The organism is Coleofasciculus sp. E2-BRE-01, assembly GCF_040221695.1.
GTDB lineage: Bacteria > Cyanobacteriota > Cyanobacteriia > Cyanobacteriales > Coleofasciculaceae > Coleofasciculus.
In genome coordinates this window covers 1-21,426 of record NZ_JAVKEA010000195.1, presented here as the reverse complement: position 1 = coordinate 21,426, position 21,426 = coordinate 1, and the positions used below count along the sequence as shown (strand labels likewise).

Here is a 21,426-nt window from a genome sequence, read left to right as displayed (position 1 = left end):
ATGATGACTCAGAGGTTTCCACGGTTGACGATTGACAGTTGATAGTTCAGCTGCCATGACACGCTTGAAACAATTGACCTGACCCACAGGGACAGGGGCGAGTACTAACACCTCGAGCAAATAAGGGATTAAAGGAAGGCAGATCATCAACATAACCAACTGGTGGCTGATTATCCACAAGCACTTTAGCTTGGTCTAACTCAGGGATACACTCGATCAACTGTGACCCTATTTTTACCTGAACAGCGGTTTCTGACAAGGGGAAGACAAATTGATGGTCATTTTGTAACACTTGGATTCGTTCCAGGATTTCCGGTAACTGAAGCGGTGGACTATTTGTCGCCAGTACAACGGTATTCCCCACCTCTAAGGGACAAAGATAAACCTGGGCAAATACGGCTTGAATGGTTTTTACTTTGTCAGCATAAAACCGTTCTCGTTGAAACAGATTAACCGCCAAAATCCCATTCTCGGACAAGTGATTTTGGCAGAGTTGATAAAATTCTTGAGTGGCTAACTGATAAGGCGTGTAACCGTTGCCAATAATGGTATCAGTGAAAATAATATCGTAACGGACATCTGGGTCTTGGTTGGCGAGATAGTCTCGTCCATCTTGGAGGATAACTTTGAGGCGTTGATCAAAAGGGACACCAAAAAACTCTTTGGCAATCTCAATTAAAAGAGGTTCAATTTCCGTACATTCAATTTGAACTTGGGGAAAGTAGTGATGCAAAACTGCCGGAATTCGCCCCCCCGCAAATCCAGCGCCATAGACTCGTTTAGGTTGAGGTTGCCAAACTAAGCTGAGTAGCATGGCTTGGCTGTAGGGGGAGATTAAGTTCAGTGGATCATTGAAATCAAGCTGAGATTGGACAAAATCTGAGGTTAAATAATCCCGGTCAATCAAGGCAACTCGGATTATAGATTGGCTTTTTTCCACCATGACAAAGTGAACTCCGGATGGCTTGAAAAGTAAACATCCGTCGGGTTGAGCCTGTAGCCAATCTAGTCGTTTGTCATTTGTCATTCGTCATTCGTCATACCAAATTCGGGTTAGCTACCCCCGTTATAACCCAGTCCGCGCAGGCGGACTACCCTTCGGGAAGGCTTCGCATACATTTGTGTAGCAGCGATTTCAATCGCCTCCTCTTGCTTTTTTGGTGAATCTGTGGATTTCTGTAACCCAGCGCAGTCGTTCTTCATGTTCTAAGTTTAAGATATCGTCTAATGACCAGTGAAAGTGAAAAGCAATTAAGGCTACCTCTTGATATAAACGATCCAAGGGGTAGCCTAATATTCCCCCGATCGCGCTAATCCTCCCTGATGCTGATTGATATGATTGAAAAAGTTTTGTAAGTAAATCAAGTCTATTAAGAAAATTTGTTCTAGTAGCTTTGGTGTAACCGGAGAAAGGTTGCCGAGACGGGTGATAGCTCTAGACAAAATAACCAAAATGCGGTAATAAGATTCTTGCTGCACGCGGCTATCTTTGTGAACTACAATCTCATCTTTCCCGGTGACTAGACGCATTATCCCATGCCGATGAATACCACCATTGGTATCAACCAAACCTTTAGGGAGAGTAAATTCAAAATAGGTATAGTTATTGGTCATTTGTCATTTGTCATTTGTCATTTGTCATTTGCCCTTCGTTCTTCGTCTTTTTAGTTTTCCTGTAGGGGCGACCCGCTGCATCAATCAACAACTTTATCCATTTAATTGGATCGGGTCGCCCTTTACTTAACCACCTGTATCAAAACCTGCTTTTTGAAATTTATCTTTGAAAAAAAAATAAATTTTATCTCACTTCTAGTCAGATGATATTGATTGAGATTGTGCCGACAAACTAGAACTTTGATCAACTTGATTATCAGGTTCTAATTCGTTAATTTGACGATAAAATTGTTGTAGATAATTAAGATCACAGGCAAACAAATTTTCAATTACCGTGGGAGTGACTTCATCTAAAGCCCCCAAACGCAAAATGACTCTTGATAAAATAATCACCGTGGCATAAGCAGGATTAGATTTCACACGCGGATCACGCATGGGAACGATTTCATCAATCGCCCGCGCTAATCGCATTACCCCTTTGCGGTGTAAGTTTCCTTCCCCATCCAGATATCCTTTGGGAAGATCAAATTCAAACTCGGTTTGAATCATGTCCCTGGCTTAATCCGTGTTAATTGTTCAACAGCAACCTCGACTTCTTCGACTTGATACTCATCTCCTCTGACATTTAAATCAGAAATTTGGTAGCTAATGGGCCACGCGCCTTTGAATTCAAATCGAAACTGCTCTGTGGATGAGGTATCATAAATGACTAATGCACCATTCCGCCGTTGATCTTCCCAATCCGCTCCTTCCTGCACGGAATTCAGCCAATTCCACAGCGTCATGGAAATATTTAAGCCTCGTTTCAAGGTTAGATTGGTGTAGGTCATATTACCCGGAACCTTCGTGCGAACCACTCGCCCTCTAGCGTTCCCACTTTTGCCCCACTTCTGCGGCGTTACCTCGCAGACTTCAACGACATCCTGGGTGGCTTTAAAGCCTTTACATTCCTCAAACAGACCATCTACAGCGTCATTACTCCCATCTAAGATTAACTCTAGATAAAAGCGCGATCGCGTCAGAATTTCAACTTCTGCCACTGTTCACCTCCTTTGCCTGTGCCTCTCCTGTTATCCGGAAATGGACAAAACACTGCCCGGTGTTTTTCAAACAAACACCCAGGCAGTTGATCAAAAAAACTAGATTACGAATGGAGGCAATACTCACATTACACGTCTGCCCGTACCATTTTCGTGAATCGAATCTCCATCGTATCTTTCGCTAGTTCTCCCGGTTTACCGACATCAAATTGACTGGTTTGGGTCAGATTACTCGGAAAACAATCAATGAAATCGTACTGACAGCCAATGTTGCCATTCATATCGTAAACAAACAATGATGCTGTTTTCCGGTTTTTCCTCGATTCTGTAGCACCACCTGAGAACGAGGTGGCGTGGCATTTCTTATACCAATCGGTTATTTTCTGTTGATCCGCCTCGTTACCTGCCACGTATTCAACTTTAAGACCAGAGCCATACTCGACCGCGCCCGGGGTCGATTGAGTTTGGGTTTTTCCATCTCTTCCACAACCAATTGCTCCGCTTCCTGCCGCTACTTTCATTTCAATCGGAGGAATTGTACATTTTTCGATGACTAGCTCCATCCCATCACAGTCAAAGTAGAAAGAAGCGCAAGTGTTGTATTCAATATCCGCCATGGTTCAACTCCCAGATCATTCAGTTAATTAGATAGCTGCTGATGACAAAATACCTTCAGCGATTTACATGACGCGAGTGCAATTTTCACACACTACCGTCCAGGTTTCTTTCAGATAATCTTTGCCGTTGACATCTAATTCAGCAATGCTCATTTTCGAGGGCCACGCTTCTTGGAAGTCCCATTGGGCTACGACCTCATCGGCATTATTGTAGGCAAAGATACTTCCTGTTTTTTTGCTATCCGCCCATTTGCCCTCACCACCATCGGAGGGAGGTAGACAAGCTTTGAACCATTTCCACATGACTACACTAGCACTGGTGGAACTTGGGCTAGAGAGGCATACCAAATCAAATGTGACGACTTCCTCGAAGCCTGCTGAGTTAATCTGCCGCTCTGATTTCCCACCTTTCATGGAGCCAACCACGGCGGCTTCACCCGCTAGCTTCGGTTTGTAGTCAGGAACTTTCACGCTTTGAAAGGAAAGTTCGCCCAAACCATCAATATCACAGGAAAAACTACTAGGGGCAAGGGGTTTTAATAGGTCAGCCATATCTTTATCTCCTTACAGTCACTTGTCAACGTTTTGTTTTGATCCGTTACCGATACAGAACTTAACAAATTGACAAAATTATCAAGCTATAATCAGACAGTTTAACAGTTAGAGACTTCTGTTATAGCATGAATTTTCGCTCAGAGCGATTACAAAATGTCAAGGTCTGTGAGGTGCTGTTAAGCATTCGATGAAATTCGAGTTCCGTTACATAAGACTTATGCAAATCTAGGCAGAGGTACTCATAACTAGGCTTACTGCTTACTTCCTGCTTCATTCTGGAGGTGTCGGCACCTTCCCAGTCCACAGGCTAAAACCACCTAACTGGCGGAACCATTCCAAATTAATGGAGGCGTTGAAATCTCTCTCAAGCTCTCACCCGCAATTGTCACACCCTCCCCTTTTTATTGTATGTTTCTCAACCCGTTTCCGTTACAATTATTTACTTTACTCAATTCAGGGCGACCCGATGTAGGGGCGGGTTTTACTACTATCTTTTCGGTTGCACCTCAATGTGACTAAACCCGCCCTGTTTCTAGAGTTGTCCATTAATCCAAACGGGTCACCCCTACATGGCGTTTTAATCCCTACCTAAGGCGATTGCTTAGGTAGGGGTTTCAGGTTGTTACCTATTGATTCGGCGCCCACTGACTAATCCGGAAGATCACAAATTCAGCCGGACGAACTGGACAAACACCGACTTCTACATAGAGACGACCGAGCATAATCGTCTCATGGGTGTTGATTTCCCCATCGCACTTAACGTAGAAGGATTCCGATGGTGCAGTTCCAAACAATGCTCCTTCACGCCACAGCCGTTCTAGGAAATTGCTAACTGTACGGCGTACACGCGCCCAGAGAATTTGGTCATTTGGCTCGAACACCACCCACTGAGTACCAATTTCAATGGATTTCTCAATGTAGCTAAGTAAGCGGCGGACACTGATATAACGCCATTGCACGTTATCCGGTTCCACCAATGTGCGAGCGCCCCAAACTTTATAGCCTCGGTTGTAATTGGCGAAATTGCGGATACAGTTAATCCCCATCGGGTTCAACAGTTCCTGTTCCCGCATATTGGTGTCATAGGCTAAACCTGTTACACCGCGCGGTGTTTCGTTAGCGGGTGCTTTGAACACGCCGCGTGTTTCATCGGTGCGACACCAAATCCCCATCATGTGACCGCAGGGGGGGACATACATAGGTCGTCCACCATTCCGAGGATTCGCCACTTTAATCCAAGGATAGTAGAGAGCGCCAAACATGGAACGGCGGTTAAACAGTTTTAACCAAGCGGCGATATCTTGCGGCTTCTGCTGATCAGCCGAAACCGGGTTATCTCCTTTCGTCGGCTTAACCGGAGGTGGGTCGAGAACCGCCATCCGGTAGGCGGGACCGGGGAAGGAATTCTCGCACATACTCAGCATCATTTCCATGACACCATGAACTTGTTCTAAGTTCATCAATCCTTCTTGATACACTTTCATCAAGTCAGGACAAGCAATCATGGCGACTTCATCAATTTCAAAAATCCCCTGCGTCCCGGTGCGGTCATCCCGTTGTCCTTGTAAATCCCGGGCAAAGTTTTCTGGGGGAGAAATGTAGGGTGGCGGCGTAATCTCATAGGCTCCCTGCATGGGTCGCCGTGACAAGGGTTGTCCGCTTTGGGAAATGTCAACAGCCTGGATAAATTCCGAATCTTCAACGGCGGTAACTACATAATCAGCCACCTGGGTTTCCGCTTCCGGATTCATTGTCAGGTGGTCATACCGTTCCAATTCCTCTTCGCCCCGTGCCACAATCAGGTCAAAAAATTCACCTGTGTTGTAGGGGGGGTCGGCATCCTCTGGTGCGTCTTCCGGTAAGGGTTTGGGTGTACTTTCTTTAATCACTACCCGCAGCCGGGGTTCATCTGAACCGGGTAGCGCTAAGGCTCCCCCTTCTTCTGATTCAGATTCCGCTGGTTTAAGCGTGAATTGTAAAGAGGGGCGATTTCCGGCTGTGAGAATCTTAGTCCCCGTTTGCTCGATTGGCGGCGGTTCAGCACCCGGTAGTTTGGTGCCAATACTGGTTACCCAACAGCGACCGCCACCATTGAGAAACCACCCTTGAACTGCAAAGGGTAAATAGGCGTTAAAGTCAGTGAACCCATCAGACCCTTCTTTGGCAAAGGACTGCAAATACTGATCCCAAGTGGTAATCAGCATGGGTTTGAATAATTCGGCGTCACCGCGTATATCCTCGGTAAACCCAATAAAACCAGCGACACTCATACTAATGCCCTCAATCGGGCGACTACCTCGGTCTACCTCTTCAACGTAGACTCCTGGTGCAAAATAATCTAATGCCATGAGTAATATTCCTCCATTTAAGATTTAAATCAGCGAACAGAAAAAAACCTGAGAGTGTCAAATTCTATAAGGGGTTGACAGAGGGGGTTTTCTGTGCCAATTGAAAGGAACCAAGTACACAAGCAGACAACGCTGGATGTGCCAAAATCCCTAATCCATTCCGGAATGCTGCTGGATCTAGCCAACTTCTGAATAATATCTTTCAGTGATAGCATGTCAGAGCCTGTTCGTACAGGAGTCATTCCCTTTTGTCGCAACCCGCGATGACGCCGTAGCTCAGTTAAGTTCTTATAGAGCAACCGTTGCTTATCTAAAGCAGTATAGACCCATCGGGCTAAAAGAAATAGCGTTCTGCAAATCTGGGAATTTCCCTCAGATAAGATATATGCCAGGGTTAGGGCAACAGCAACGATCATAGAAGTCCGTGATTGGGCTGTACGGATAAGCGTAATGAGAGAAGCTAACCTTAGCTATTTTATTAGACTAGGGTCGAAAATTTGCCGTAAATATCTTTACGAATTATAAATTAAATCTTAAAAAATGTTTACTTTTGCCGCTGTTGATTTGAGAAGTTTACCCAGTTGTGGGCTATGATTGTTATTTAGCATTTTTTAGTTCAATCTAGCTTAAACTGTAAAGAAAAGTAAAACGATTGAATTCTGGAGGCTGGGTGAGATATGGATAAAACCGTGTGGGAGAGATGATGAAGATAGGGAAGATAGGGAAGATACACCCACACAGGTATTTGTTCGGTGTATAACGGCTACTATTCGCCTTGGTGGAGAGTTCTGAAGGTTGAGGATTTAAAAATTAATTGAGGATTGCATAAAACGCCGTTAGAGGACTCTGGTCATGTCACAACTCGTCAAAGCGCAACTGATTTCAACTGATGGTGGCGGAACTATTGAATTTATGTTTAATCCCAATCAGTTGGCGTTCAATCAGCAAATTAATCTCACCAAAAGTAGTGGAGCGCGGACAGGTAGGGGATTGCCAAAAGTTAACTTTGCCTATCCTGAACCCGTCATCCTCACCATCAATGACCTAATTTTTGATACCTACGAGCAAGGGGAAAATGTCCTAAAACACATCAAATCATTTCAAAAAGCGGTTGATTTTGCCGAATCAGGAGCAGGTCGAGAGAAACGCCCACCAACCTATGTGTTTACCTGGGGGTCTCAAAAGTATATTCGCTGCTTTGTTACCAAGCTGGATTACAATCTGACGATGTTTCTACCAGATGGAACACCAGTACGCGCCAAGATTAACTTGACGTTAGAAGAGATTGATGAGTCTACGTCTCAACCCGGTATGTCTGCACCTACGTCGAATGCCAGTCAACGCCAACAAGATAGCTTGGCAAGTCGTAAGGCTCGGCTTAAATCAGGCTCTGGCGCGAGTTCACCCACGTTAAGTCCTTCGCCTCCAGCAGCACCATCGGCAAGTTCACCGACTACGGGAGCTTTAGGAGGTGCCGCTGATGCAGCATCCCAGGCGGCTGATACGGCATCCCAAGCGGCTTCCCAAGCCTCCGATGCGGCGTCTCAAGCGGCTTCCCAAGCCTCCGATGCAGCATCCCAGGCGGCTGATACAGCATCCCAAGCTGCTTCCCAAGCCTCCGATGCAGCGTCTCAAGCGGCTTCCCAAGTTTCTGATACGGCATCCCAGGTGGCTGATACCGCATCCCAAGCTGCTTCTCAAGCCTCCAATGCGGCGTCTCAAGCGGCTTCCCAAGTTTCTGATGCTGCTTCTCAATTGGAAGAATGAAACAAATATCTCATATCAAGTCCGGTAGCATCGGACTTGTATCGTGAGCCGAGGGGAAAACTCTATTGTTTATTCGTTGGCTCGCCCGGAGAGCGCTCGCTCCTTACCCTATCTCCTCTTATTGGGCTTTTGTGTTTCTCTAAGATTTTCCCCACACCCCACACCCCACACCCCATACCCCACACCCCATACCCCACACCCCATACCCTGCCTACCTTTAACTTAGCTTGTCACCCCTTCAGGTACTACACCGTCTTAGAAAGTGCTGTACGGTTAATAGGCAATGCCCACCCTACGGTATATCAAGGTTTTGGCGCTCCCAAAATGTAAATTTTCAGTACCATTCCATTTAAATTGGGTATTAGTAGCGAGCAAGATGCTCGCACTACAAGGATTTCGTTATTATAGACATTAAGGTTTAAATGCTGAACTGCTTATCTCATTGCCTCTACTGCGTCGCGATCGCTAAACGAATGCCTTCGACTAACCGTAAGCGATCCATAACCCTAACGACTCGACCATGAGAGACATTTTCATCAGCATTAACAATCACCAAGAATGGAGAATCCGCCGTCACTAATGACTCTATCCCGGCTTCGAGTTGTGATAATTCAATCGGTTCTTGGTTAATAAAAATTGCTCCATTTGCCTGAATCGTGACTGTAATTATTCGGTCTTGTACCTGACTCTCGGCAGTTATCGCTGTGGGTAAATTAACAGGTAATCCTTCAGATCGGGTTAAATAAAGGGTTGAAATGATAAAAAATGCCAAGATTACGAATATCGCATCAATCATTGGCACGATATTAATCTGGAACGGTGTTTCTGAATCATCAAGTAGACGCATATTAAGGAGGTAGGGGCTGCTGAATAAGTGTTGTGGTGAGGGGAAGCAGGGGAAGCAGGGGAAGCAGGGGGAGATGGGGAAGAGGATGAACAATGAACCATCAACCATCAACCATCAACCATCAACAATCAACAAATGACCAATGACAAAAAAACGGTAGAAAAGGCTAACCTTCTCTACCGTTCAATGGGAATTATGAATCAAGTGGATTATTCAGCACCTTGAGGTAAAAGTTCCCGTTGTTCCCCAGGTTCTCCAGGAATAACTTTCACTTTGCCCTCTTCATCCACATCAACGATCGCACTGTCTCCTTCTTGCAGGCGAGTCGAAAGGATTTCTTCTGCTAATACGTCTTCTAACAAGCGCATGATTGCCCGACGTAGGGGTCTTGCGCCGTAAGATGGACTGTACCCTTCTTCCACCAAACGTTCTTTGAAGCGATCGGTGACTTCCAAGGCAATTCCCTTTTCCGTGAGACGCTTGAAGACTTCCCGCAGTAGGATGTCGCAGATTTCTTTGATCTCGTCTTTGGTTAGCTGACGGAAGACGATAATCTCATCCAAACGGTTGAGGAATTCGGGACGGAAGTACTGCTTGAGTTCCTCGTTGACCAAAGAACGGATGCGGTTGTACTGGGATTCGGCTTCATTGTCGCTTAACTCGAAACCTAAACCGCCGCCACCTTTTTCAATCACCTTAGACCCAATATTAGAGGTCATGATTAATAGGGTATTCTTAAAGTCTACTGTCCGCCCTTTAGCATCCGTGAGACGTCCGTCTTCCAAGATTTGCAGCAGCATGTTAAAGACATCGGGATGGGCTTTTTCGATTTCGTCGAATAGCACCACCGTGTAAGGACGACGACGTACCGCTTCGGTTAGCTGACCGCCTTCGTTATAACCGACGTACCCTGGAGGCGAACCAATCAATTTGCTGACGGTATGGCGTTCCATGTACTCGGACATATCCAAGCGAATCATCGCTTCTTCTGACCCGAAGAAATAAGCCGCCAAGGATTTAGCTAACTCAGTTTTACCAACCCCGGTAGGACCAGAGAAGACAAAACTGGCGATGGGACGGTTGGGGTTCTTCAAACCAACCCTTGCCCGTCGAATCGCCCGTGATACCGCTTTCACTGCATCTTCCTGACCGATGAGGCGCTGATGCAGTGTGTCTTCCATGTGCAGCAGCTTCTCGGACTCGGATTCAGTCAGCTTGCTAACTGGTACCCCCGTCCATGAGGCGACAATATGGGCGATATCTTCCTCATCGACGACCGGCGAATCATCGGTTCCCGTTTCCGCCTTTTTATTTTGAGCGATCGCGCGAATTTCGCCTTTAATTTCCATTTCCCGATCGCGCAGTTCACCCGCCCGGTCAAAGTCTTGCGATCGCACGGCGTCGTCTTTTTCCTTAAGGACTTGTCGCAGTTCCTTATCTAATTCCTTCGCCGCTGGCGGAAGTTGGGAGTTTATTAAACGCACCCGGCTACCAGCTTCATCAATCAAGTCAATCGCTTTATCGGGTAAATAGCGATCCGAAATATAGCGATCGGACAGTTTTGCCGCTGCATCCAGGGCTTCATCTAAAATTTTCAGCTTGTGATGCTGTTCATAGCGTTCGCGCAACCCGTATAAAATCTCAATCGTCTCTTCAACGGACGGTTCACCTACCATTACGGGTTGGAAGCGCCGTTCTAATGCCGCATCCCGTTCAATATGTTTACGATACTCATCCAGGGTTGTCGCTCCGATACATTGGAGTTCGCCCCTAGCTAAAGCGGGTTTCAGGATATTTGCGGCATCAATCGCCCCTTCAGCAGCACCTGCACCAATCAGGGTATGAACCTCATCAATCACCAAAATTACATTGGCAGCTTGACGGATCTCATCCATGATTTTCTTGAGGCGTTCTTCAAACTCACCTCGATACTTCGTCCCCGCCACCAGTAGCCCGATGTCCAAGGTAACGACGCGCTTTTCTTCTAAGATATCTGGGATATCGTTATTAGCAATTCGCTGCGCCAATCCTTCTGCGATCGCGGTTTTTCCCACCCCAGGTTCCCCAATCAATACAGGGTTATTTTTGGTGCGGCGTCCCAAAATTTGGATAACGCGCTCAATTTCCTTAGCGCGTCCCACTACCGGATCAAGTTTACCTTCACCCGCCATTTGGGTAAGATTGCTACCAAATTCATCTAAGGTTGGTGTTTTCGTGCGACCCGAAGATGCGCCACTGGTGACTTCTGCCGTCTCGCCCAGCATCCGGATGACTTGAGTTCTCACCTTGGTCAGGTCTACACCCAAATTTTCCAAAACTCGTGCCGCCACCCCTTCGCCTTCCCGGATCAAACCCAGCAGTAAATGCTCAGTTCCGATATAGTTATGACCCAGTTGGCGGGCTTCTTCGAGTGATAATTCTAAGACTCGTTTTGCCCTAGGGGTAAAGGGAATTTCCACAGCGACAAAGCCGGAACCTCTACCAATGATTTTCTCAACTTCAATCCGGGCATCTTTAAGATTGACACCCATCGACTTGAGAACTTTGGCGGCGACGCCAGTTCCCTCCCCGATCAAACCCAGAAGGATTTGCTCCGTGCCGACAAAGTTATGCCCCAGGCGACGTGCCTCTTCCTGGGCTAGCATGATCACCTTAATGGCTTTTTCTGTAAAGCGTTCAAACATGGCGTATTTCCATCACCTGTTGCGTGCCCGTGTACGCTGATTCTAGCATAGGAGACTTGTCAGGCTGTCTCCTATACAACAACCTGCCTATTTTTTTGGGGGAGATGAGGGAGCTGGGGGAGCTGGGGAAGCTGGGGAAGCTGGGGGAGAAGAATTTTCTATGAACAATCAACAAAGTACAGTACAAATGACAAATCACAAATCACAAATCACAGATAACTAAATAGTTGCCAACCCTGACGGGTTAAGCGGGAGACGATTTGCTTATAGCGCTCTTGCAGGATTTGCTCAAATTCCGGCTGTTGTAACCCCTTTCGCCACAGAATTAGGGCATCTTCACCCGTATCTTGGTAATATCCTCGGCGTCGTCCGGCTGGAATAAAATCAAACTTTTGGTAGAGAGACAAGGCGGCGTGATTTGAGGGTTTAACCTCTAAGGTTGCCCACTCCAACTGACGTTGTTTAGCGTCATTGAGTAAGGCATACAGTAAAAATTGCCCCAGTCCCTGATGTTGGTAGTTTGGATGCACCGCCAAAATCGTAATATGCGCTTCCTCCAGAATTGACCAGTAACAACCTAAACCCACTAAGCCATTCGGTAAAGGGGGATGCGTGGGTAAATCGTCCCCCAGGGAATTGTTTGGCATAACAACGGCTGAATGGCAACCCCATGGGCGCTGCTCCAAGCTGTTGTGTGCTTCTAAAACCAGTAATTGACTATTCGGGCTATTTAACTCGCGTTCGTAGCCCGATCGCGTCCACAGCCCACCAAAACATATTTGATCCAGATCCACAGCCGCATTGAGTTGTGCTGTGGTTAGCGGCTTTATCTCTAAGACACTCACAGCAGTCAATTGTACACTAAATAACGGACGCTTTTGGTGTACCTGCCCATATCCATCTCAAGGATGATAACGACATTATGCTATTGACTGACTCCACTCAGGTGCAAAACTCTGGACAGCGATATCTCTCAGCGAACTCTCATCCCGATAGTCGTTCTCCCAATCAGGAACTGTTGCCGCTTACCGCTACCGTTAACAGCCAAGACTGTCTAGAAATTGGCGGTTGTGATGTCAAGGGTTTAATCGAGGAATTTGGCTCTCCCCTTTATATTCTAGATGAGGTCACGGTAAGAACGGCTTGCCGCCAGTATCGGGATGCTTTTGCCCGTTATTATCCCGGTGATACCCTAGTGCTGTATGCTTCAAAAGCCTGGAATTGTTTAGCGATTTGTGCGATCGCGGCATCGGAAGGTTTGGGTGTTGATGTCGTATCCGGAGGCGAACTCTACACGGCATTAGAAGCTGGGGTACAAGCCGATAAGCTGTATTTCCACGGCAATAACAAGTCTATCGCTGAACTCCAGCTTGCGATTGAAAGCCATTGCACGATTGTTGTGGATAATCAGTTGGAGTTAGAAACTCTGGCAGATTTGGCAAAAAAAACCTCTCCGGATACCCAGGTGCGGATCATGATTCGGATCACTCCAGGGATCGAGTGTCACACCCATGACTACATCCGCACAGGACACCTGGATAGCAAGTTTGGTTTTGATCCCCACACTCTAGATAACGTTTTTGCCTTCATTAGTCAAAACCCTATTCTCGACTGTATTGGTTTACACGCTCACATTGGGTCACAGATTTTTGAGCGTCAACCCCACAAAGACTTGGGAGCGGTTTTGGTCGATTATCTCCAGAAAGCCGCTCAGTTCAATCTATCCATTCAAGAACTGAATGTCGGCGGCGGCTTAGGAATTCGCTATACCGAAGACGATGATCCCCCCACGATTGATGCTTGGGTTAAGGGGGTTTGTGAAGCCGTGGTTAATGCTTGTAACCAGCAGCAGTTACCCTTACCCCGGTTATTATCCGAACCCGGGCGATCGATTATTGGACCCGCTTGTGTGACGGCGTATACCATCGGCAGCCGTAAGGAGATCCCGCAAACGCGAACCTATCTGGCGGTTGATGGGGGAATGTCTGATAATCCACGTCCGATTACTTATCAATCAGTCTATCGTCCAGTCGTTGCCAATCGTATGTCAGCACCGATAACTGAAACCGTCACGATTGCGGGTAAACATTGCGAATCCGGGGATATTTTACTCAAAGATGCCCAATTACCCGAAACCCAACCTGGGGATCTGCTCGTGATTATGGGAACTGGGGCATACAATTACAGCATGGCGTCTAACTATAATCGTGTACCTCGACCTGCAGCGGTGTTAGTTAAGGATGGAAAAGCTGAATTAATTGTGCAGCGAGAAACCTATCAAGACTTGATCCGGTTTGATCATTTACCGAAACGACTTGTATCCCAGAATTAGGGATGAAGGAGCAATGTAGAGACGCGCCATGGCGCGTCTGGGAGCTGGGGGAGCTGGGGAAGCTGGGGAAGATGGGGGAGCAAATAACCAAGGACGAATGACAAAGGACGAATGACAAATGACAACTCCCCGCCTAATCTCGTTACAATCAAGCCAGAGTCAAGCTCTCAGTTGCTAAACGTTTAATTAAGTTCAATGCCTGCGTCGTCGTCGGGTTCTTTTCCTGACTCTGGCTGGGTTCAATCCTTATTGCTGGACAGCGTTGATGTCGGATTGGTTCTAGCCCTCACCTATATGGTTCTCCTCATTATCGGGGAGCGTCGTACCTTGTGGATGGTTCGGGGGCTAATCGTCTTGATGCTAGCGGCAGCGGTCAGTAATCGACTAGGATTGACCCTGTTGAGTTTTGTGTTAGAAAAATTGGTGGTTGGTTCGGCTGTGGCGATGGCTGTAATCTTTCAGTCAGAATTTCGCCGTTTTCTCGAACAAGTCGGGCGGGGAGAAATTCGGCAGTTGTTTCAATCCCAACGCCGCCCTATCCCTAAAGCAGATAGCGTTACAGATGAAATTGTCGATGCGGTTAAAGAATTATCCCAAAATCGGATTGGCGCATTGATAATTATGGAGACCAATGGAACTATTGACGAGCGAGATTTTTCTGTACCAGGGGTACAGTTAAATGCTGAACTGTCTAAAGAACTGCTGCAAACCATCTTCCAGACGACCACATTACTCCATGATGGGGCAGTATTGATTCGGGGGTCTCGCGTCGCCGCAGCGGGCGTGATTTTACCTCTGTCAGAGCGAACGGCTTCACGACAACTTGGCACACGCCATCGAGCCGCTATGGGAATTACTGAGCGAGTCGAAAATTGCCTTTGTATTGTTGTATCCGAAGAAACGGGTTCTATCTCATTGGCAGAACGCGGCGGACTAAACCGACCCTTAACCAGTAGTAAACTCAAAGAACTGTTAGAGGCTCGATTTTCAACGGCTGTTGACCGTGAGGCAGTTGCCCCCAGTTTACGCAGTTTAGGTCGCCAAGTTAAGTCTCAGGGACGGCTACTCATTTCGCGTTTGCTGCGTCTGCCGTCATCGACTTCTCGAAAAAAGAAATGACTATTATTATACAACTATTATGCAAACGATACTAAAAGAATTACCAAGCGATCTCGACCAGGAACGCCTACCCAAACATGTAGCGGTGATTATGGATGGCAATGGTCGTTGGGCAAAACGCCGAGGTATTCCTCGGATTATGGGTCATCGCCGAGGCGTAGACACATTAAAACAGTTGTTGCGCTGTTGTGATGATTGGGGTATTCAAGCCCTGACTGCTTATGCCTTTTCTACCGAAAATTGGGGACGTCCTATCGAAGAAGTTGAGTTTTTGATGACGCTGTTTGAGCGGGTGTTAATTCGAGAACTCAAAGAGATGATGGAGGAGAATGTACGCATTCAGTTTGTGGGTAATTTAACAGCGCTACCCCAATCCCTGCAAAATCAAATCGAACGGTCGATGATCCAAACGCAAAATAATACCGGGATTCAATTTACCGTGGCGACTAATTACGGTGGACGGGAAGAGATTTTGCACGCTTGTCGGGCAATTGCGACTCAGGTTCAGCAGGGTGAGATTCAACCGGAGGATATTGATGAAGCGCTGTTTTCTCGCCATCTTTATACCGCCAATATTGGTGATCCTGATTTGCTAATCCGCACCAGTGGAGAGATGCGTTTGTCCAATTTTCTCCTCTGGCAAATGGCTTATGCTGAATTTTATATTACCGACGCTTTTTGGCCCGATTTTGACCGCGAAGCGTTTCATCAAGCTTTAATTGCTTATCAGAAACGAGAGCGGCGTTTTGGGAAGGTTTGAGATTTAAGTTTTGAGTTTTGACTGTTACGGGCGTGCAATGGCGCGTCTGAATTGTCAGTTAATCATTCAAAAATTAACTCTGAGAATTTAGAATTTTAAGGACCAGAGAAAACCGCTGCTTCTACGTCTTCGCGACTGAGGGAATACTTGAAAGAACGCATAATGTCCCGTTGTCCTTCCGCCGCATTAATGTAACGCACGGCTAATTCCTCAACTTCCAGACAGAGTTCGGCTTGCCAATTGGGTCGTTCCACGCGCCAGCAATTGAGTTCGTTGCTATCTTGTTGACATCCTTGAGAACGGAGCCAATTTTCGATTTCAGGAAGGGGATGGTTATAGAGAGGAGTGTCAGATGAAGGAAGTACCATAGAAGTTTTCATAGATTGAGGGATGAAACAAAAACAGGGATTGACGGTGGATTAGATGGGGCGAAAAGTTGGTTAGAAGGGGGATATCGAGGGATTCGCTGTAGTTGAGTTAGGGGTGGCGTGGTGACTCGACTCAATAGAGATATCCCAGATACTTGAAAGGCATTGTCTCCTCGGGTTAAGCCAATCACAATTGCCAGTACCAAGCATCCCACGAAAGTTATCCCCAAAATAAATAGGGCAAATAACTCGCCCGCGGAGAGAGGACGGTCTGGGGGGTCAAGGTAAGCCGAGGATGAATGATCAACGCGCGATCGCACAACGGGACGGTTCAATCCGGGTGGAGGTTGAATGACGTTGACACGAGAATAGCGAATAGTTTGATCATACAGGATTCGCCGTTCTGGACTACTCAGAGTCGCGTAGGCTTCATTAAGTTGTTGGAACTTCGTCTTTGCCGTTTCCTTTGGTAAGTCGGTGGTATCGGGATGGTAACGTTTACTCAGTTCCCGATAGGCACGACGGATATCTAGAGCAGATGCGCTAGGGTGTACCCCCAGAATCCCATAATAGGTTATGGATTGTAGCTCTTTACTTGTCCTAGTCTTCTGTTTTACCCAGTCTTGAGCCATCCTAGCTGGTATAACAAACGGTCTTTAACATTTTACGCGATCGCTCTGGGTTGGTGAGCCGATAAGGAAAATTCTGCTCGTAGTAGGGGCTTTAGCCAAAGACCAACCCTGGGCAAAAGAGTTCACCGAACTTGACCAACAAACTTGGGGTCAGGGCGGGTTTATTGAATTGAGGGGTTTCTGGGAACAGGTAACGGTAAAACCCGCCCCTACGAGTCAATTTGTTTTTTCTGTATCTTGGCTGAATTGTCAAATAAAGCGGTAATAAAACCAAGATATAATTTGTGTGATTAGCTTCGCGCTTTGCCGAAGGCAATCGCGCTTTCTACTGTCCTTATCTGAAAGTGCTGCTGTAGAGCCTATAGGCAGGCACATTTTCCCATGGGAAAAACTATACCATAAAATCGTGCGATCGCGTGCTGAAACGGCAATTCTATCAGGGGTGATAAGAAACCTGGAAGAAATGGGTACACTTAATCTAATCTGCGCTAGTCGCACGAAAGCTTCCCTCCAGTCAGCAGGTTGTTCTCAATGAATACTGTTTTAGTTGTCGAAGATTCTCTCAGCCAGCGGGAATGCGTTTCTCAGCAGTTAACGTGGAGTGGGTGGAATGTCATTCAAGCCCGTGATGGTGTAGAAGCACTCCAAAAAATTCAGAGCAATTCTCCCGATTTAGTGCTATTGGATCTGTTGATTCCCCGGATTGATGGCTACAGAGTTTGTCGCCTAATCAAGGCAAATCCCCACACCCAAAATATTCCCGTGGTTCTTTTAACTGGAAAAGGACAGCGTTTAGCCCTTTCCTACGGTATTAAACACGCTGAGGCTTATGTCGGTAAACCTTGGCAACCGAGAGAATTGCTAGATACCCTGAAACGAGTGTTACTGGATACGAAAAAAGAACCGCAAATGGCTTCGGCTGATACCTGGACAGATTATGGTATTCTTATTTTCAAGATTATTCAACTCTATGAATGCCGTGTCCAACCTTGGACTGAGTATGGTTCCCAAATTATTAAACTCTATGAAAAGGCGTTGACAGCTTTTGAAAAAGCCTTGACAATTGACCCATATCACCTACGAGCCAATCATTACCGCTTAACGGTTGAGCAGAAGTGGAGTAGTTTACGGGGAAAATTAGAACAGTCTCAACCCTGTAAGGTTTGTCAATATTATCATGGCAGTGATGGGATTAACTGTGCCGTCTATCCCTGGGGGCGTCCGGGAGAATTTTGCCTAGATTGGGAATTAAGTTAGTCGTTGTTTGTAGTAGGCACTTTAGTGCCTTAATACTTTACTTTATTAATAAGCACTAAAGTGCTTACTACGGACAGGGAACGTAAAAAAAAACAAGTAGGTGGGGATAATTAAAGTTGTTCCCTGTTCCCTGTTAACTGTTCCCTAATCTCAACCGTTAACTTTAATTGTGTCCACCCACTTATCAGGCACAATAACTAGCAATAACCCGCCCTATTCCTCTAAATCGCTGATAATAGGTTTGACTTACCTTATCTGCTTGAGCCGAAAGCCGATCAATTCCAATCCCATTACGACCGTCTTCTTTCCCCGAACTGTGAATATAATAGCCATCGCCTAAAAAAAGACCCACATGATTGATTTTCTCAGGTGTGCCAAAGAAAACCAGATCACCCGCTTGCGCTTCTGCTAAAGGAATTGATTGAGTAAACGCCTGCTGCTGATAGGAATCTCTAGGTAACCAAATTCCCGACGCCGCAAATGCTGCTTGCATCAATCCTGAACAATCATAATTGAGTCCAACTGTCCCTCCCCAAAGGTAATAATTCGGCTGATGCATGGCTTTCTTCGTAAACGCTATCACCTCTGGGAGTCGGTCTTGGATTTGAGGGCGGGAGAGTGCGATCGCATGATAAGGTTGAGGGGCGATTTCCAGTTGACTGAGATCCTCGACTCGTAACCAAGCCTGATATCCATCCTCACATAACTGCACCTCTACCGCTTGTTCCCTGGCTGTCGATAACAAGGGGTGTAAATGGCGTCCAGCCGCCGCTTGAGTGGCTAAACTCGCACAGGCGGGAGAATCATAGAGGTCTAAATTAACACGGCAGATGTACTCACCATGTTTTAATGCAGATAATTCTGGAAGTACCACCATATTGGTAAGCGTTGACATCACTTGTTGAGAGCAAATTATGACATTCTTTCGTAAGGACGACCAACTGGAAAAAATTGGCACAGAGATTCTCGACGCCGTTTGGTTAGAGTTTCCTGGACTCGCCCGCAATCAAATCGCTCTCACTTGGATGGTCTATGATCCCCCCGTTCCAGTCAATACAGGGGGGGCGCTTTCGGCGGATGAATTTTGGAAGTATCCTATCCGAGGCTTTAGTTATCGAGGGGTTGAGCGAATTTATCCAGCCGATTTGGTTGCCCTATTTTATCTGGTCGCCATCCAAGAATGGTTAGAAAGCGCCATGGTTGAATCATCGGATGAACTGGAACGGGCGATTCGGGCGATGATGGTTGATGCTAGCCATGATGCTTTAAGTTTAGTCGTCGATGTCTTGAGTGGAACCACCAGTGGTCCAGGGTTAACCCCTGGTCCCTTTGAAACCTGGACGCTACAACGTAATATTGTTAATCGTTACTTTCAATCCCTCGGTTGGCAAGACTTAGAGTCGATTAACGTCAATCAAAAAACCTGGAGTGATGGACCCTATGGTCGGGAACGGCTGTTTATGGGAACCTTGATGGAAAATCGCAATATGTTAACCACGAATGCCACAGCACGGCTCCTCCATAGTATCGTGGGTGGGGTGGCGGTTTCTGGAGTGCGATCGCAGGTGATGATGAGTCTGCTTAAACACAATCTGAAGCCAGCCGATGTCCAAGATGATAATCATCAGATTACCGGATTCTTAGGCGGTGGTCTGCCGCCAGAGGCTCAGTTATGGTCTAAATCCGGCTGTTCATCTCAAATGCGCCATGATGCGGCTTACATCGAAATCCCATCAATATTACCGTATCTCCTGGTTGTATTCACACAAAGCCAAACTCATCGTCAAAATCAAGACCTTCTCCCTTTTATTTCTCAAAAGGTTGTACAAGCAATGAGTATATTGACTTAGTGGCTAGGAAACGGCAATCCTAGACAATAATAAGCAAATCGGTTTTGCTGATTTCAATCTTTACATCTTTTGTTGAGGAGTGACCTTGAAACATAATCTTTTACGCTCCGTTACTTACGGCGTTGGTTTAGGGGTAGTCACCATGGGGAACCATCCCTTACCTGTTCACGCTCAAGTATCCAGTCCAGGGGAATCATTGACTCGCCTAGAATCCATTGCGGCTGAGATACGCACCGAGGGGACGGCTGAACCCGCTAATGCTTGGGTTGATCGATTGAAAGGTGATCCGACATTAACTCAGGATGCAGTTAATCTCCCGGCTGAGTCTTCATTCCCAGAAGCCACACCGATACCCAGTGCTACGGTAGACTCACCAACGCCCTCGGTGTCCTGGAGTAAAGGACTCACTGGCAATTCAGCCACGACCCAGAGTTCGGTTAATCCAACCCTTGCAGACTCTCCAGCCTCATCCCTAAAGGGTATCAGTTCAGAAGATGCGATCGCGACTCAATCTGTCCCCGAATCACTGAACTCATCGGCTGATGCGCTGACTCTACAGCCGACTCAGGACGCAGAAATCGTGTTGAATGAGTCACAGACTTTGGCTCAAACCGATTTGGATATCCGCCGAGGAACTCGCGGCGTTCCCAACTATTTAGGGATTGGTATCAACATTGGTTTAACCGAAGAGGATGATGTCACTGAAGCTGATGCTGACGATGGAGGTGAGACGGCGTTAGGGGATGCTGGGTTTGTTATAAATGGCAAAATTGGTTTGTCTCGTAATATATCCCTGCGACCTGGTGTAATCGTTGGCGATGATGCACTCTTTATGGTTCCCTTGACTTACGACTTTATTATTCCCCGTGTTGATCCCTTTGAACCTGTGCGCTTTGCGCCGTTTTTAGGCGGAGGTGTTGCTTTGTCAACGGATAGCGATGACAATATCGGATTTTTACTGACGGGGGGTGTGGATGTACCCTTGTCGCGTTCCTTTGTCGCCAACGGGTCAATTAATATTGGTTTTATCGAAGATCAGACCGATATTGGGATTATCCTTGGCGTCGGCTACACCTTTACTGATTTCTAGTTCCTAGCCAATTTTTCTCTGTAGGGGTGACCCGCTTACCATTGGTGTCAACTTAAGGTGAAAAGCAGGGGAAGCTCATCGAGGTCGCCCCTACAATGTTGGCTCTCCCGTACTTAGAGTGATAATAAAGTCTTATGAATTAAGCTAAAGTCCCATGATGTAATGCTTGTAGGTTGGGTTGACGAAGGAAACCCAACTAATCCAGCTTAAAAGCTAGGTTTTCCTCCAATCAGACATAGAGATTCTGTCAGTTTCAATCTCCTTCAAAAACTTATGGTTGTATAATAACAGTGTCACATTGAATGGGTGTCAATGTTATTAGGATTCAAAACAGAGCTAAGGCTGAATAACTTGCAGCGAACGGCATTAGCCAAACACGCTGGTGTTTCCCGTCATGCTTGGAATTGTGCGATTCGTTTGACCGAAACCATTGCTGTATAAGCATTGTAGAGGATGGTCAGCTACTGGATTAACCACTATCCAGATAGATAACTGAGCGGAACATGATGGTGTAAGCCCATCCCCTCAAGTGCTGGGGTGAAAGCA

21 protein-coding genes and 2 pseudogenes are annotated in these 21,426 nt (G+C 46.6%); 8 read left to right on the top strand and 15 right to left on the bottom strand.

Features of this window, described 5'->3' with window-relative positions:
• Nucleotides 1-46 precede the first annotated feature (46 nt).
• The 9 genes from RIG66_RS24710 to RIG66_RS24670 form a co-directional block, all read right to left on the bottom strand.
• Complete coding sequence (locus tag RIG66_RS24710; RefSeq protein ID WP_446381340.1) at nucleotides 47-1,027, bottom strand: fused MFS/spermidine synthase; 981 nt, start codon at nucleotides 1,025-1,027, stop codon at nucleotides 47-49.
• Between the two features lie 108 nt (nucleotides 1,028-1,135).
• Nucleotides 1,136-1,282 (bottom strand): DUF6760 family protein, encoded by a 147-nt coding sequence (locus RIG66_RS24705; RefSeq protein ID WP_446381339.1) that lies wholly within the window; start codon nucleotides 1,280-1,282, stop codon nucleotides 1,136-1,138.
• An 8-nt stretch (nucleotides 1,283-1,290) separates the two neighbouring features.
• Nucleotides 1,291-1,614 (bottom strand): hypothetical protein, encoded by a 324-nt coding sequence (locus RIG66_RS24700; protein WP_446381338.1) that lies wholly within the window; start codon nucleotides 1,612-1,614, stop codon nucleotides 1,291-1,293.
• A 195-nt stretch (nucleotides 1,615-1,809) separates the two neighbouring features.
• Nucleotides 1,810-2,163 carry a hypothetical protein gene (locus RIG66_RS24695; protein WP_446381337.1) on the bottom strand — a complete coding sequence of 118 codons (354 nt, stop codon included), beginning with the start codon at nucleotides 2,161-2,163 and terminating at the stop codon, nucleotides 1,810-1,812.
• The gene (locus RIG66_RS24690; protein WP_446381336.1) at nucleotides 2,160-2,654 is read right to left on the bottom strand and encodes a phage tail protein; all 495 of its coding nucleotides are present in this window, start codon (nucleotides 2,652-2,654) and stop codon (nucleotides 2,160-2,162) included. The genes RIG66_RS24695 and RIG66_RS24690 overlap by 4 nt, the downstream gene beginning before the upstream one ends.
• A 128-nt stretch (nucleotides 2,655-2,782) precedes the next feature.
• Nucleotides 2,783-3,271, bottom strand: a complete 489-nt coding sequence (locus tag RIG66_RS24685) for a phage tail protein (protein ID WP_446381335.1) — start codon at nucleotides 3,269-3,271, stop codon at nucleotides 2,783-2,785.
• A 63-nt stretch (nucleotides 3,272-3,334) separates the two neighbouring features.
• Entirely contained in the window at nucleotides 3,335-3,823 is a 489-nt protein-coding gene (locus RIG66_RS24680; protein WP_446381334.1) for a phage tail protein, read from the bottom strand.
• 629 nt (nucleotides 3,824-4,452) lie between these two features.
• Nucleotides 4,453-6,174, bottom strand: a complete 1,722-nt coding sequence (locus tag RIG66_RS24675) for a phage tail sheath family protein (protein ID WP_446381333.1) — start codon at nucleotides 6,172-6,174, stop codon at nucleotides 4,453-4,455.
• Between the two features lie 29 nt (nucleotides 6,175-6,203).
• Nucleotides 6,204-6,590 (bottom strand): hypothetical protein, encoded by a 387-nt coding sequence (locus tag RIG66_RS24670; protein ID WP_446381332.1) that lies wholly within the window; start codon nucleotides 6,588-6,590, stop codon nucleotides 6,204-6,206.
• A 436-nt stretch (nucleotides 6,591-7,026) separates the two neighbouring features.
• Here RIG66_RS24670 and RIG66_RS24665 point away from each other — a divergent pair.
• Nucleotides 7,027-7,530 (top strand): annotated as a pseudogene (locus RIG66_RS24665) (CIS tube protein); the annotation flags it as partial.
• Nucleotides 7,531-8,389: 859 nt separating this feature from the next.
• Here RIG66_RS24665 and RIG66_RS24660 read toward each other — a convergent pair.
• The 3 genes from RIG66_RS24660 to rimI form a co-directional block, all read right to left on the bottom strand.
• Nucleotides 8,390-8,788, bottom strand: a complete 399-nt coding sequence (locus tag RIG66_RS24660; RefSeq protein WP_446381331.1) for an ExbD/TolR family protein — start codon at nucleotides 8,786-8,788, stop codon at nucleotides 8,390-8,392.
• Between the two features lie 209 nt (nucleotides 8,789-8,997).
• Nucleotides 8,998-11,472 (bottom strand): ATP-dependent Clp protease ATP-binding subunit, encoded by a 2,475-nt coding sequence (locus RIG66_RS24655; protein ID WP_446381330.1) that lies wholly within the window; start codon nucleotides 11,470-11,472, stop codon nucleotides 8,998-9,000.
• Between the two features lie 209 nt (nucleotides 11,473-11,681).
• Nucleotides 11,682-12,317: a ribosomal protein S18-alanine N-acetyltransferase gene (gene rimI / locus RIG66_RS24650; RefSeq protein WP_446381329.1), complete on the bottom strand. Its 636-nt coding sequence runs from the start codon at nucleotides 12,315-12,317 to the stop codon at nucleotides 11,682-11,684.
• Nucleotides 12,318-12,394: 77 nt separating this feature from the next.
• On the opposite strand from rimI, the gene lysA reads away from it, so the two are divergent.
• From lysA to RIG66_RS24635, 3 genes are all read left to right on the top strand, one after another.
• On the top strand, nucleotides 12,395-13,804 hold the full coding sequence (gene lysA, locus RIG66_RS24645; RefSeq protein ID WP_446381328.1) for a diaminopimelate decarboxylase: 1,410 nt from the start codon (nucleotides 12,395-12,397) through the stop codon (nucleotides 13,802-13,804).
• Between the two features lie 195 nt (nucleotides 13,805-13,999).
• A complete protein-coding gene (gene cdaA / locus RIG66_RS24640) occupies nucleotides 14,000-14,923 on the top strand; it encodes a diadenylate cyclase CdaA (protein WP_446381327.1) in 924 nt (307 codons plus the stop codon).
• Between the two features lie 19 nt (nucleotides 14,924-14,942).
• Nucleotides 14,943-15,683, top strand: coding sequence for an isoprenyl transferase (locus RIG66_RS24635; RefSeq protein ID WP_446381326.1), 741 nt, complete (start codon nucleotides 14,943-14,945; stop codon nucleotides 15,681-15,683).
• A 95-nt stretch (nucleotides 15,684-15,778) separates the two neighbouring features.
• On the opposite strand, the gene RIG66_RS24630 is transcribed toward RIG66_RS24635, so the two are convergent.
• Nucleotides 15,779-16,051, bottom strand: a complete 273-nt coding sequence (locus tag RIG66_RS24630; RefSeq protein WP_446381359.1) for a DUF3143 domain-containing protein — start codon at nucleotides 16,049-16,051, stop codon at nucleotides 15,779-15,781.
• Between the two features lie 8 nt (nucleotides 16,052-16,059).
• On the bottom strand, nucleotides 16,060-16,683 hold the full coding sequence (locus RIG66_RS24625) for a J domain-containing protein (protein ID WP_446381325.1): 624 nt from the start codon (nucleotides 16,681-16,683) through the stop codon (nucleotides 16,060-16,062).
• A gap of 531 nt (nucleotides 16,684-17,214) precedes the next feature.
• Between RIG66_RS24625 and RIG66_RS24620 the strand changes: the two genes are divergently transcribed.
• Nucleotides 17,215-17,940 (top strand): response regulator, encoded by a 726-nt coding sequence (locus RIG66_RS24620; protein WP_446381324.1) that lies wholly within the window; start codon nucleotides 17,215-17,217, stop codon nucleotides 17,938-17,940.
• 184 nt (nucleotides 17,941-18,124) lie between these two features.
• Here the strand turns inward: RIG66_RS24620 and RIG66_RS24615 are convergent, their stop codons facing one another.
• Nucleotides 18,125-18,817 (bottom strand): C40 family peptidase, encoded by a 693-nt coding sequence (locus tag RIG66_RS24615; protein WP_446381358.1) that lies wholly within the window; start codon nucleotides 18,815-18,817, stop codon nucleotides 18,125-18,127.
• A 37-nt stretch (nucleotides 18,818-18,854) separates the two neighbouring features.
• Between RIG66_RS24615 and RIG66_RS24610 the strand changes: the two genes are divergently transcribed.
• From RIG66_RS24610 to RIG66_RS24600, 3 genes and pseudogenes are all read left to right on the top strand, one after another.
• Nucleotides 18,855-19,790: a serine hydrolase gene (locus RIG66_RS24610; RefSeq protein WP_446381323.1), complete on the top strand. Its 936-nt coding sequence runs from the start codon at nucleotides 18,855-18,857 to the stop codon at nucleotides 19,788-19,790.
• An 85-nt stretch (nucleotides 19,791-19,875) separates the two neighbouring features.
• Nucleotides 19,876-20,880, top strand: coding sequence for a hypothetical protein (locus RIG66_RS24605; RefSeq protein ID WP_446381322.1), 1,005 nt, complete (start codon nucleotides 19,876-19,878; stop codon nucleotides 20,878-20,880).
• Between the two features lie 312 nt (nucleotides 20,881-21,192).
• Nucleotides 21,193-21,312: pseudogene (locus RIG66_RS24600) on the top strand (helix-turn-helix domain-containing protein); the annotation flags it as partial.
• Nucleotides 21,313-21,426: the final 114 nt, after the last annotated feature.